Below are 13,239 nucleotides of genomic sequence, written 5' to 3'. Positions count from 1 at the left end.
TCCTATTGTCCGCGCACTTTGGAGCATTGTATGGCAACGCCAATCGATCAATATTTAAATATTCTCGCCAAAAAAGACGGATCTGATTTGTATTTGAGTACAGGCGCGCCGCCCTGTGCAAAATTTCAGGGCGTGTTAAAGCCCTTGGCTACCGAGCCATTCAAGCCGGGCGATATTGAAGCTATTGCTAATGCGATTATGGATGACGAGCAGCGCGCTGCTTTTACGCACGAATTGGAAATGAATCTGGCGATTTCCATTCACGGTGTTGGTCGCTTCCGTATCAACATTTTTAAGCAGCGCAATGAAGTGGCCATAGTTGCACGGAATATCAAAACGGATATTCCGCAATTTGATGCGCTGGGTCTGCCGGAAGTATTAAAAGATGTGATTATGACCAAGCGCGGTTTGGTCTTATTTGTGGGTGGCACCGGATCGGGTAAATCGACATCGCTTGCGGCCTTGATTGATCATCGCAATTCGTCGAGCGGCGGTCATATCATTACCATCGAAGATCCAGTTGAATTTGTACACAAACACAAACGCAGTGTGATTAATCAGCGTGAAGTAGGTGTTGATACGCGCAGCTATAAAGCCGCGTTGAAAAATACTTTGCGCCAAGCGCCGGATGTTATTTTAATCGGTGAGATACGCGACCGCGAAACCATGGAGCATGCACTGGAATTTGCCGAGACCGGGCATTTGGCAATTTCAACATTGCACGCGAACAATTCCAACCAGGCGCTGGAGCGGATTATCAATTTATTTCCGGAAGAGCGTCGGCCGCAATTGCTGATGGGCTTGTCGCAGAATTTGCGCGCCTTTGTATCACAGCGGTTATTGCCCACGGTTGACGGAAAACGTTGTGCTGCTGTGGAAGTGTTGTTGGGCACCAAAACCATTCAGGAATTGATTTTAAAAAGCCGACTCACTGAAATTAAAGAGATTATGGAGAAATCCGAAAATCTCGGTATGCAAACATTTGATGGTGCTATTTTTAAATTGTATATGGCTGGCAAAGTCAGTTTTGATGACGCCATTGCCAATGCCGATTCACCCAACAACTTACGCCTACGGATAAAATTGGCAACCGATGGTGTTGCAGTGCCCAAGGCTGAACCTGTTGCTGCTGCACCGCAAGCTCAACCCAAAGCACCACCCACGAGTTTTGGTGAATTGAGTTTGCAAAAAATTGATGATGACGAAGACAATTTGTAAACAAATAAACAGACAAGGCTATGACGGTAAATAAATGACAGTAAAAAGTGTTGAACAATTACTGAAGCCTCATTCAATCGCGGTCATAGGTGCCTCCAACCAGCCTAATCGCCCGGGCAATGCAGTAATGCGCAATTTGCTGCAAGGGCAATTTGATGGCCCGATAATGCCGGTCACACCGCACTACAAATCAGTGAATGGTGTATTGGCTTATCGCTCGATTGATGAGTTACCGATCGTTCCCGATCTCGCTATTATCTGTACCCGCGCAACTCGCGTGCCGGCAATTATTTTGCAACTCGGAAGAAAAGGCACACGCAATGCGATTGTAATCGCTGCGGGGTTAGATAATTTATTTACTGCGCAAGGTACTAACCTGCAAGAGCAAATGCTCGCCATCGCCAAAGAATGGGGCGTGCGAATTCTCGGGCCGGATTCGCTCGGCATTATTATTCCTGAATTGGGTTTGAATGCGAGTTATGCGCACATCAATGCACTGCCAGGAAAAATTGCGGTAGTGTCGCAATCGTCTGCGGTCTGCGTAACCTTATTGGATTGGGCGCGCCGTCGTCGCATTGGCTTTTCACAATTTATTTCGCTCGGTGAAGGCATTGATATCGATTTCGACGAGATACTTGATTACCTCGGGCGTGATCCAAAAACCTCGGCAATTCTATTGTATATCGATGCCATTCACGATGGTCGTGCATTTATGTCGGCTGCGCGGGCAGCTTCCTTTAATAAACCTATCCTGGTAATTAAAGCGGGAATTTATTCTGAAACCAGTGCGCTGACCTCGCGCTTACCCGCCGAAAAAATGGGTAATGATTCGGTTTACGATGCAGCATTTCGCCGTGCCGGTATGCTGCGCGTAGGTGATCTGCGTGAATTGCTCGCTGCAGTGGAGACACTTGCTAATGGAAAGCCAATTCACAGTGAGCAATTGGTTGTCATCGCGAATGGTAATGGCCCCAGTGCAATGGCGGTGGATGCGCTCTTGCAGCGCGGTGGTCGCTTGGCAACACTGGATGAAAAAGTGGTTAACCAACTGCAGCCATTAATCCACTCCGGCGGTCGCGCAACGAATCCTATCAATGTATTGGGTGATGCATCACCTGAAACTTATCAAAAGGTGTTGCAGGTTTTATTGCAGAGCAACAGTGTCGATAATATTTTGATTATGCAGGCGCCCTCGGCATTAACACCGGGTGAAGTGTATGCCGATGCAGTAATCAATACCTATAAAAATTACACCGGACGCAAACCAAATATATTTGCCAATTGGATGGGTGAGGACGCTGCGCAAAATGCACGTCTGCGTTTTGCAGATGCGAGTATTGCCTCTTTCCGCACACCGGAAGGTGCAGTCGGCGCTTTTATGCATATGGTGCAGTATCGCCGCAACCAAAAATTATTGTCGGAGACGCCGGAGTCCATTAGCGACAGAGTTCCCTATCAACCACAAAATGCGCAAGCCATTATTGCGCAGGCATTAGCTGAATCCCGTACCCAATTAACGCGTGCCGAAGCAATTGCACTGCTAAATGATTACGGTATTAATACGGTTGCTGAAATTGAAAATGCGCCTGCGACTGTCACCCATTCACAGCGCAAAGGTGCGCATCCGTTACGTGTGCAAGTGCAAAATGATCCGGTGTTTGGCCCGGTGATTTTATTGGGGGAGGCCGCCAGCCATTGGAGTATTCGGCGCAATGCGGTAGTGGCGTTGCCACCTTTGAACATGGCGCTAGCGCGTTACATGGTGATACAGGCGCTAGCAGAAGGAAAAATTCGCGAGCGTGAATTATATGTGCCGCTCGATATGCCGGCGTTGTGTTTGCTGTTGACACAAATTAGCCAAATTGTGATTGATCATCCGTCGCTGCGTAATTTATTGATCAACCCGGTATTGGTGGCGGGCGATGATATTCGCGTGCTGGATGTGAGCTTGGAAATCAGTGCCGAAATAAATGCTTATCCGCTGGCGATCAGGCCTTATCCTAAAGAATTGGAAGAGCCGTTTATTTTGCGCGATCAGCGCTCGGTGTTGTTGCGCCCGATTCGTCCGGAAGACGAAGTGAATTTGCAAATCTTCGACAGCTCGCAAAGCAAAGAAGATCGATACAAACGCTACTTTGCCGAGTTGCCGCAATTCTCCCATGAACAAATGGCACGCTTGGCGCAAATTGATTATGCGCGTGAGATGGCATTTATTGCAGTGGCGAGTAATAGTGAGCAGCAGGAAGAAATCTTGGGTGTGGTGCGTGTACAAATACACCCGGATAATACTATGGCTGAATTTGCGATGGCGGTGCGCAGCGAATTAAAAGGCATAGGTTTGGGTGGGCGTCTGTTACAAAAAATGGTTGATTATTGCCGCAGCCAAGGTACACAACAACTTACCGGTTTTACCATGCTGGAAAATGCAGGCATGGCAAACCTCGCGCGTAAACTCGGGTTTACGGTGAAATATAATCGCGAGGATGGGGTGATTGATATGAGCCTGACGCTGTAAAACAGCGTCAGTTTATTTGATTTTTCTGCTTAAAGTTTTGCCAGTGCCTTGATGTGTGCAACAGCACAACGGCCTAATCCTAATAAATCGTAGCCACCTTCCAAGGTAGAGACAATTCCTTTGCATTGCTGCTCAGGCGCAAGCTTTTTGCTGTCATCCATTAGTTTGCGCAATTGCTGGGTGATCCAGAAATAATCTTGCTCGACCAAGCTGATCGATGACATGTCGTCATCAATATACGCATCAAACCCTGCCGAAACTAAAATCAACTGCGGTTTAAAGTTTTCCAGCGCGGGGAACCAACTCTCACTTATCGCTACGCGAAAACCTTCACTGCGACAAGTTGCAGGTAGGGGGGTATTAATAATGTGCGCGGGTACATCATCAATATTGGTGTTGGGGTAAAACGGATATTGAAAGCTGGAGCAAAATAAAACGCGTGGCTCGTTAAAAAAAATATCCTGGGTTCCATTGCCATGGTGCACATCAAAATCCACTATGGCGACGCGTTCCAAACCATAAGCATCGAGCGCGTGTGCAGCGGCAACGGCAACATTATTAAAAATACAAAAGCCCATCGCGCGTATACGTTCGGCGTGATGCCCTGGCGGGCGAACATTGCAAAATACTGCGTCGGTTTCGCCGCGCATCACCATATCTACACCAAGAACTGCTGCTCCTGCGGCATGGCGTGCAGCCGAATAGGTGCCAGGTGAAAGATACACGTCATCAGTATAAAAATGACTTCCTGTTGCGGGAATTGCTTGTGCGATTTTTTGCAAATGTTCTGCTGAGTGAACACGCAATAATTGTTCATCCATTACTGCAGGTGCTTCGCGTTGATATAGCAGCGCATCAATACCGTTGGCTAACAACTGGTTGGCGATAGCATCAATACGCTCAGGGCATTCAGGATGACCAGCGGGCATATAGTGATTATGACAATCCGGGTGGCTAATCAAAGTGGCAATCATAAGTCGGGACGCGTCTGTCGGTAAAAATGGGCTGCACTATAACGCCTGATTATAGAGCCGGTGAAGATGGGTATGTGAATATTTCACAAATTTGCAGGTATTAATTAACGGGCATTAAACGGAATTTTCAATAAAGTGTGTGAGTCGACAAATGATGTTGGCAATCAACTCACTTAAAAGGAAATTTTTATGAAGAAGTCACCTTTATGGCTGGCAGTTCTTTCTGCACTTGCCGTTCAATCCGCGTTTTACACTACCTCTGTTTCTGCTGCGGTTGCCGCACCGGAAAGCACCGCGACTGTTCGTACCCAAGCGCTGCTGAATCAAGCTGATCTGGTCTTTACCGGTAAAGTTGTTGATATCCAGTACAAAGATTCTCTTGATGGTATTCCCCACACGTTTGTGACTTATCAGGTTGACGATGTTATTTCCGGTCGCCCTGATGGCAAGCAAGTTACTTTACGTTTTATGGGCGGCCGCCAACAAAAAGGTGAGGTAATTCGCTACCTCGATGTATCGGAAACACCTGAGTTCCAAACCGGTGATACCGACGTACTTTTTGTCAGCAGAAATGCCAGCAACATTTGTCCATTGGCTGATTGTAATTCCGGTCGCTTCCGCAATCGCGATGGTGTGCTTACCAGTGATGATGGTCGTGTAGTAATTGAAACTGCTGACCGCAGCTATGCAATTTCATCTGCAGTATTGGAGAGTGACACCGGTGTCAAACAAGATATTGGTCGCAGCATTAATGAAGTTGCCGCGCAAACTCGCGAACCTAAAACGGAAGTGATTCCAGTAACTGCAGTGAAGGTAGAGAAATTCGTTACCGATTTAAAAGTGCAGGCAAGGGAAGTTGCCAGTGCACGCGTAAAAGAGCCGGTATTTGTGTCGGCTTCAATCAGAGATGATTTTAAATCCCCTGCGATGGCCCCGGCTGCTGCACCACAAGAAGGTGCGCCTAATTTATTGCGCCGCATAACTACACCGAGCGATTTTGATCGTTGGGAAGAAGAAGCTGTGCGCAAAAACAATGGCAATCCAGTGCTTTAATCATCACGCAAACTAAATGTCTATAGACAAGGAAATGATCATGAAAAAATTACTCTTAACATCACTGGGTTTGGTAATGGCCCTGGGTTCACTCTCTGCTAGTGCTGCAGGCTGGCGCACCTGTGAAGGCAACAAAATTAAATGGGATAGCAACACCGTCACCATGCGCGCAAGCAATGTCAGTTTTCCCGCTGGCTCCGCTTATGGAAATGCGTTGCAAACCTCGATTGACCGTGTGAATGACAACCCAAGTAAATTCAATTTTTCACTGGTGTTTGGCGATACATCTATTGGGCGTGACAACGGCCAAAATGAAACCTGGTTTACCAGTGATCCTGATGTTCACGGTGGTGCTCCGGCGCGTGCATTAAGCTGGCGCCATTGCTACTGGGCATTTGGTTGGCATTACGGTATCGATGAAGTGGATGTGGTGTTCAACACTGCGGAGAATTACACCACCTCAATGAGCAAAACCAACTTGTGGCCATTTGGTGGTTCTTTCCGTCCATTCCAAACAACCGCGATCCATGAGTTTGGCCATGCAATGGGCTTAACCCATGAAAATCGCTGGTACAGTATCATGGGGTCAGATTGGACATTCATTCATGCCAATGGCGACACAGCACGCGCTTATTTTGGTGAAGATGGTGCAGAAGGTTCAGTGATTCTTTACGGTGCTACTACCGGTTCGATGGAAGATTTATCGCTCACCAATTTTAAATACTTGGGTAAAGATGGCGAATACAGTACTCACACACCAACCCAATTATTTAATGCGAGCAATGCGGTACTGAGTTGGTTTACTGATGCAGGCGAAAGACGTTATCGCGTTAATAAAGGCCAAAGCGTGAAGTTGGAATTGACCGGTGAGAACAATGGTAAAACCAATCAGACGGTAAAAATTGCTTACTACATTTCTACCAATAACCTGATTAGTACGGCTGACCGTTTGATCGGAACCGGTACCGTTACCTTGAGTCGCGACCAACCGGCCACTTTCAAAAGTAACTTGGTTATTCCAGCAGATTTGGTATCAGGCACCAATTACTGGATAGGCGCGATAGTTGACTACGACAATGTATTGACTGAAAGCACCTCTACTAACAATGCGTCCTACTTGCCGATTCGTGTGAATTAATCTTCATCAATACCATTGAAGATGATATTTAAAAACCCGCTGCAAAGCGGGTTTTTTATTGGGTTGAAGATGAGGCTTAGATGTTAATTTTTTTGATGGCGGGTAAAGAATTGATAAGTCATTACCTGCTAATAAAGGGCTGGTTTATATAAGTGATGCACAACCAACGACACTCGCCTGACGGGTGTAATAAAAACTAAAAATGGGCATCAACTATGAATAAAATTATCTTATTAATCTGTACTGTCGCACTCTTCTCCTGCGGTGGTAACTCCAATAACAAGTCAGCACATACATCAGCTAAAGGTAGCGATAGTACCCTTGGTTCCAGTGTGAATAGTTCTGCGACAGCCTCTAGCCAGCTTGCATTGGTGCCTTGGCCTAGCCAGGTTGTTGATAGAAAAAGCGCATTGAAAATTGAACGTGAACTTAGTTTGCATATAGGTTCAACTGCAACCACTGCTAATGTGGCAGTGCAGGCTTTACTCACTGAATTGAATATTAAATCGGTAGATTCGGCAGTGGTGAGCCTGCATTTATCATTGATAGATCAACCCGCTTTAGGTGCCGAAGGCTATTCATTGGTAATTGGCAATAATATTCAAATTAGTGCACAAACAGATGCCGGTTTGTTTTATGGAATACAAACATTAAAACAATTGCTGCCAGCTGGTGCCCAAACGAGCTATGAATTACCACAGGTGGAAATTACTGATGTTCCACAATACGCATGGCGCGGCAGTATGATTGATGTGGGGCGCCATTTTTTCAGTTTGGATTATTTGAAAAAACATGTTGAGCGCATGGCTGCATTCAAACTTAATAAGCTGCACTTGCATCTGTCTGATGATCAGGGTTGGCGGATGGAAATTAAAAAATATCCCAAGTTGACCAGCATTGGTGGATCTACCGCAGCGGGGGGTGGCCCCGGTGGTTTCTATACGCAAGAAGAGTTGAAAGATTTGGTTCGCTTTGCTGCACAGCACCAAATTGAAATTATTCCTGAATTGGATATGCCAGGCCATGTGCAAGCGGCAATTGCTTCTTATAACGAGCTGGCGTGCGATGATGTTAAAAATCTCAGTTTATACACCGGCTTGAAAGTCGGTTTCAGCTTTTTATGCTTAACCAAACCAGACGTAATTTATCCGTTTGTAAAAGATGTGTTGACGGAAGTGGCCAGTGTTTTTCCATCGCAATACATCCACATAGGTGGCGATGAAATTAAACACGATTTGTATCCAGAGTTTATTGATAGAGCAAACCAAATCATTAAAGATTTGGATCGCAAGATGATTGGCTGGGAAGAAGCTTCAGCAGCGAAAAATCTCAGTGGCGATACTTTATTGCAACTGTGGAATGACAATTACGATATTCAATCGGCACTTGATCGCAATATCCATTTAATTCTGTCGCCGTGCAGCTATATGTATCTAGATCACGGCAACTACAAAGGCCAACCGGAAACCTATACCTGGTGTCGCGAACAGGGGCTTCCATTGGAGCGTGTGTATAGTTTTAATCCGCAAAAATATTCACTGGTTACCGGAGTGGAAGCGCCGGTGTGGAGTGAATTAATTAAAACAGAAGCTGCATTGGATAATCGTATCTGGCCGCGCCTTGCTGCAATCGCTGAAATTAGTTGGTCAAAACAAGCAGACCGCGAGTACGTTCGGTTTACCAAACGTTTATCCAGCCTTAAGCCGGTGTTTGATAAGTGGGGTGTAAGCTATTACCAAGAGCCACAGTTGGGGTGGTAAATGGTGTTGCAGTAATGCAGGAATAAAAAAAGCGGAAACAATTGTTTCCGCTTTTTTGTTTTTTTACAGCAATTACTAGAATTTAAAGTTCGCTTGCAAGCCAACAATATTTACACCTGCATCAAATTTTCCTTCAACGTGATGACCGGTTTGGGTATTGGTGTTATTGATACTGGCTTCATCCACTTTGATGTAGCTATACGCAAAATCCAGTGATGTGTTGGGCGAGAACTCGTAATTAAAGCCAGCACTGAACCAGATGCGATCTTGATCCGGAATACGTGGGTTCACTAATGTAGGGTCAGTTTGTGGTGCCTCATCGAATGCAATACCGAAGCGCCAGGTCCATGGGCAATCCGAATTGTGAGTGAAGCCCAATGCGTAGCGCATGGTGTCTTTGTAATGCAATTCCAGCGTGTTGATCGTGAGATTGTTGCCGCTGTTGATTACATCAATACTTTGAATGCTGCTCCATTCCGTCCAAGCGATATCAACGTGAGCCCACCAATAGTCGCTGAGTTGTTGTGTACCACTCAAGGTGATGGTGTCGGGCAATTGGAAGCTCGCTTGTGCATCACCGGCTACTGCTCCTAGCGATACCGCACAGATGGTTCCTGTCGTTGGCGCTGGCGGTGCGCCAGTTGGATAACCTTGGCCGGGGCTGCACAGTGGATTCAACGAGAAACTTGCATCACCCTCCAAATCAAATTCACCGCCTTGTCTCCATATCAAACCAACACTGGTTCTGTCGGATGGTTTGAAATACAAACTCACATCAGCGGCGATGCTGTCATCATCGCCCTGGATTTTTGCGCTGCTGTCCGTTGCAGGAGCGGGATTAACGCCCAAGGTTGAATCGAATTGGCTTTCGAGGGTGACATCGGCGCGTTGGTAATTAACCCCAAGACCTAAGGATAGTTTGTCGGTCAGTGCATAAGCAGCGACCGCATTGATATTAACGACTTCGAGCTCGCTGTGGGTGGCAAGGTAGCGGCCATCCCAGTCGTCATCGTATTTACTCGCCAGCCCGTAGGGTGCATTGATTCCGAATCCGAACGCCAATCGCTCAGATACGGGATGCACATAATAAATATTAGGCACAAAACCCGTTTCCTCTGTTTTACCTGGCCCACCGTTAGTGTTGGAGCCATCGTCGTTAAACTTTGAGCGGGTGAAAATTGCATTGGCGCCGACGGTTAAGGTTGGCTGATCCAACTCAGTAATACCGGCAGGATTAAAGAAAACACTGCTCGCATCGGTAATATCAGAGGCAGTACCCGCAAATGCTTTACCGAGATGCGCAGGGCTTTGTTCAAGTATTTGGAACGAGGCGGCCATCGAGGTGGTAGGTAGTAGCGCGAGTGACAGCAGAAGTGCGGTTGATGAGATAAGCGTGCGTGGTGCGGTAAAACGAGTTGATAAAGATGTTGCTGCGTGTGTGTGGATTGACATAAATCCCCCTGAGCTTTGCTAGCTTCTCAATTAATTCACTATGAGTTTAGCTGGCAAAATCAGGGGGCGTATGTGCGGTACGGCGCAAAGGTATTGTCGTTTGCGATTAGCCCGCGCGCGCTTATTACTTACGATCTATTGCGCGATAGGCGATGTCATTGCGATAGAACATGCCTTTCCAGCTAATTTGTTTAGCGAGTTGATAGGCACGTTGTTGCGCTTCCAATACGGTATTGCCCAGCGCTGTTGCGCAGAGTACGCGGCCACCATTGGTGACGGTGTTGCCGTCTTTTGCTGAGGTGCCAGCGTGGAAAACTTTTTCGCCTGCAATTTCAGTTGTTGGCAATCCGGAAATGACATCGCCTTTATCATAAGCATCCGGATAACCGCCAGCGGCGAGCACGACGCCAACAGATGCGCGTGAGTCCCAATCAGCAGTGGTTTTATCCAAATCGCCTTTGAGTGCAGCGAGGCAAAGCTCAACCAAATCCGATTGCAAACGCAACATAATTGGTTGTGTTTCTGGATCACCGAAACGGCAGTTATATTCGATTACTTTTGAATTGCCCGCAGCATCAATCATCAAGCCTGCGTACAAAAAGCCAACGTAAGTATTACCTTCCGCCGCCATGCCATTCACGGTTGGGTAAATGATTTCTTTCATTACGCGATCGTGTACTGACTGGGTTACCACCGGAGCAGGGGAGTAAGCACCCATGCCGCCAGTGTTCGGGCCTGTGTCGCCGTCACCAACACGTTTGTGGTCTTGGCTGGTCGCCATTGGCAGAACATTTTTTCCGTCGACCATCACAATAAAACTGGCTTCTTCACCAGCGAGGAATTCTTCGATTACTACGCGGCAACCGGCATCGCCAAACGCATTGCCTGACAGCATATCGCGCACAGCATCTTCAGCTTGCTCTAATGTTTCGGCAACAATTACGCCTTTACCGGCAGCAAGGCCATCGGCTTTGATAACAATCGGCGCACCTTTTTCACGCAAGTAAGCGAGTGCAGGTTCAACTTCGATAAAGTTTTGATAATCAGCCGTCGGGATTTTGTGACGCGCAAGAAAATCTTTAGTGAAGGCCTTTGAGCCTTCTAATTGCGCAGCGCCTTTGCTTGGGCCGAAGCACAATAAATTGCGCTCTTGGAAATAATTCACCACACCCGCAACCAGCGGAACTTCCGGGCCAACAATCGTCAAGCCAACATTATTTTGCTCGGCAAAATTCGCCAGGGCTTCAAAATTCAAAACGTCGATGGCAACGTTTTCCAATTTCGCTTCCAGCGCCGTACCAGCATTACCCGGTGCAACAAATACTTTTTCTACTTGCGCGCTCTGTGCCGCTTTCCACGCAAGTGCGTGTTCACGTCCGCCGCTGCCAATAATTAATATGTTCATAGATCAATCCACAAAATTAAAATCGCAAATAAAAAACTCCCGCAATGCGGGAGTTGGCGAAAATTAATGTCTAAAGTGACGCATACCAGTGAAGACCATCGCCATGCCGTGTTCGTCGGCGGCGGCGATTACTTCTGCATCGCGCATTGAACCGCCGGGTTGGATGACGGCAGCAATACCCACTTTTGCAGCGTTGTCGATACCATCGCGGAACGGGAAGAAGGCATCGGAAGCCATTACCGAGCCAGCAACTTGCAAACCTGCGTGTTCAGCTTTGATTGCAGCAATACGCGCGGAATTTACGCGGCTCATTTGGCCTGCACCCACACCGATGGTGTGTTTGTTTTTTGCGTAAATAATGGCATTGGATTTTACAAACTTGGCGACTTTCCAAGCGAACAGCAAATCCTGGATTTCTTCTGCGGTCGGTGCGCGTTTGGTGACGATTTTTAAATCGCTTTCGGTGATGATGCCATCATCGCGATCTTGTACCAGCAAACCACCGTTAACGCGTTTGTAATCCAAACCTTTAACGCGGACTGTATCCCATTCGCCAGTAGCAAGCAGGCGTACATTTTGTTTTGCTTTTACAATTCCAATCGCTTCTGCTGAAACGCTCGGTGCAATAATCACTTCTACGAATTGACGTTCAACAATCGCTTTGGCAGTTTCAGCATCCAATTCGCGGTTGAATGCGATGATGCCGCCGAATGCTGATTCGCTGTCGGTAGAGTAGGCCAAATCGTAAGCGTGTTTAATCGATTCCGCTACTGCAACGCCGCAAGGGTTTGCGTGTTTAACAATAACGCAAGCGGGTTCGCTGAATGATTTTACGGTTTCCAGTGCTGCGTCGGTATCAGCAACATTGTTGTAAGACAGCTCTTTGCCTTGCAATTGTTTTGCAGAGGCGATGCCCACTTCTTGTGGATTTTTTTCAACATAGAAAGCGGCTTTTTGATGCGGGTTTTCACCGTAGCGCATCTCTTGTGCTTTGATAAATTGGGTGTTGAACGTGCGCGGAAAATCAGCGCTGCCGCCTTCTACCATGCGGCCAAAATAATTAGCGATGGCACCATCGTAAGCAGCAGTGTGTTCGTAGGCTTTAATCGCCAAATCAAAACGGGTTTTCAGCGAGGTGCTGCCGTTGTTGGCTTTGAGTTCTGCCAGAATATTCGCATAGTCAGATGCGTTAACCACGATGTTTACATGCGCGTGGTTTTTTGCAGCGGCGCGAACCATGGTAGGGCCGCCGATATCAATATTTTCTACCGCGTCTTCCAATGAGCAATCTTTATTGGCGACGGTTTTTTCAAACGGATAAAGGTTCACTACAACCATATCAATCGCGTTGATACCGTGTTGTGACATTATGCCTTCATCAATACCGCGACGACCTAAAATGCCGCCGTGTACTTTCGGGTGCAGGGTTTTTACGCGGCCGTCCATCATTTCCGGGAAGCCGGTGTAGTCAGAGACTTCAATCGCAGGGATCTTGTTGTCGGTGAGCAATTTAAAAGTGCCACCGGTTGATAAAATTTCTACGCCTTGGGCGTGCAGGGCTTGGGCAAATTCGACAATGCCTGTTTTATCAGACACGCTGATTAACGCGCGTTTTACCGCAACAAGATCGGAAGTGTTAGACATACGCAGTTCCCATGTAAGTGAAAAAATTCAAACTATTAAAAAGCAAAAGGGGTGGAAATAAATTACCACCCCTCTTTGGT

General features: G+C 47.0%; 9 protein-coding genes. 5 read left to right on the top strand and 4 right to left on the bottom strand.

Translation table 11 applies throughout. The features are described 5' to 3' along the window. The first annotated feature begins 30 nt into the window (after positions 1–30). A complete protein-coding gene (locus AAGC78_RS08915) occupies positions 31–1,218 on the top strand; it encodes a PilT/PilU family type 4a pilus ATPase (protein ID WP_435783713.1) in 1,188 nt (395 codons plus the stop codon). Positions 1,219–1,252: 34 nt separating this feature from the next. Beyond that, positions 1,253–3,733, top strand: a complete 2,481-nt coding sequence (locus tag AAGC78_RS08910; RefSeq protein WP_435783712.1) for a bifunctional acetate--CoA ligase family protein/GNAT family N-acetyltransferase — start codon at positions 1,253–1,255, stop codon at positions 3,731–3,733. 29 nt (positions 3,734–3,762) lie between these two features. Here AAGC78_RS08910 and AAGC78_RS08905 read toward each other — a convergent pair whose 3' ends face one another. Continuing rightward, on the bottom strand, positions 3,763–4,707 hold the full coding sequence (locus AAGC78_RS08905) for a histone deacetylase family protein (protein ID WP_435783711.1): 945 nt from the start codon (positions 4,705–4,707) through the stop codon (positions 3,763–3,765). 189 nt (positions 4,708–4,896) lie between these two features. Between AAGC78_RS08905 and AAGC78_RS08900 the strand changes: the two genes are divergently transcribed. From AAGC78_RS08900 to AAGC78_RS08890, 3 genes are all read left to right on the top strand, one after another. After that, on the top strand, positions 4,897–5,760 hold the full coding sequence (locus AAGC78_RS08900) for a hypothetical protein (protein ID WP_435783710.1): 864 nt from the start codon (positions 4,897–4,899) through the stop codon (positions 5,758–5,760). A 40-nt stretch (positions 5,761–5,800) separates the two neighbouring features. Then, a complete protein-coding gene (locus AAGC78_RS08895) occupies positions 5,801–6,898 on the top strand; it encodes a matrixin family metalloprotease (RefSeq protein ID WP_435783709.1) in 1,098 nt (365 codons plus the stop codon). 215 nt (positions 6,899–7,113) lie between these two features. Then, positions 7,114–8,658 (top strand): beta-N-acetylhexosaminidase, encoded by a 1,545-nt coding sequence (locus tag AAGC78_RS08890; RefSeq protein ID WP_435783708.1) that lies wholly within the window; start codon positions 7,114–7,116, stop codon positions 8,656–8,658. 75 nt (positions 8,659–8,733) lie between these two features. Here the strand turns inward: AAGC78_RS08890 and AAGC78_RS08885 are convergent, their stop codons facing one another. The 3 genes from AAGC78_RS08885 to purH form a co-directional block, all read right to left on the bottom strand. Further along, positions 8,734–10,110: an OmpP1/FadL family transporter gene (locus AAGC78_RS08885; RefSeq protein ID WP_435783707.1), complete on the bottom strand. Its 1,377-nt coding sequence runs from the start codon at positions 10,108–10,110 to the stop codon at positions 8,734–8,736. 124 nt (positions 10,111–10,234) lie between these two features. Then, positions 10,235–11,515 carry a phosphoribosylamine--glycine ligase gene (gene purD / locus AAGC78_RS08880; RefSeq protein ID WP_435783706.1) on the bottom strand — a complete coding sequence of 427 codons (1,281 nt, stop codon included), beginning with the start codon at positions 11,513–11,515 and terminating at the stop codon, positions 10,235–10,237. A gap of 63 nt (positions 11,516–11,578) precedes the next feature. After that, on the bottom strand, positions 11,579–13,159 hold the full coding sequence (gene purH, locus AAGC78_RS08875) for a bifunctional phosphoribosylaminoimidazolecarboxamide formyltransferase/IMP cyclohydrolase (RefSeq protein WP_435783705.1): 1,581 nt from the start codon (positions 13,157–13,159) through the stop codon (positions 11,579–11,581). Positions 13,160–13,239 lie beyond the last annotated feature (80 nt).

Origin of the sequence: Cellvibrio sp. (assembly GCF_039207905.1) — a bacterium.
Lineage (GTDB): Bacteria > Pseudomonadota > Gammaproteobacteria > Pseudomonadales > Cellvibrionaceae > Cellvibrio.
This window is presented reverse-complemented; position numbering and strand designations above follow the sequence as displayed.

Excerpts from the sequence above, each read along its gene's own strand:
- AAGC78_RS08915 (WP_435783713.1), top strand. The coding sequence starts at position 31 with ATGGCAACGCCAATCGATCAATATTTAAATATTCTCGCCAAAAAAGAC.
- AAGC78_RS08910 (WP_435783712.1), top strand. The coding sequence starts at position 1,253 with ATGACAGTAAAAAGTGTTGAACAATTACTGAAGCCTCATTCAATCGCG.
- AAGC78_RS08905 (WP_435783711.1), bottom strand. The coding sequence starts at position 4,707 with ATGATTGCCACTTTGATTAGCCACCCGGATTGTCATAATCACTATATG.
- AAGC78_RS08900 (WP_435783710.1), top strand. The coding sequence starts at position 4,897 with ATGAAGAAGTCACCTTTATGGCTGGCAGTTCTTTCTGCACTTGCCGTT.
- AAGC78_RS08895 (WP_435783709.1), top strand. The coding sequence starts at position 5,801 with ATGAAAAAATTACTCTTAACATCACTGGGTTTGGTAATGGCCCTGGGT.
- AAGC78_RS08890 (WP_435783708.1), top strand. The coding sequence starts at position 7,114 with ATGAATAAAATTATCTTATTAATCTGTACTGTCGCACTCTTCTCCTGC.
- AAGC78_RS08885 (WP_435783707.1), bottom strand. The coding sequence starts at position 10,110 with ATGTCAATCCACACACACGCAGCAACATCTTTATCAACTCGTTTTACC.
- purD (WP_435783706.1), bottom strand. The coding sequence starts at position 11,515 with ATGAACATATTAATTATTGGCAGCGGCGGACGTGAACACGCACTTGCG.
- purH (WP_435783705.1), bottom strand. The coding sequence starts at position 13,159 with ATGTCTAACACTTCCGATCTTGTTGCGGTAAAACGCGCGTTAATCAGC.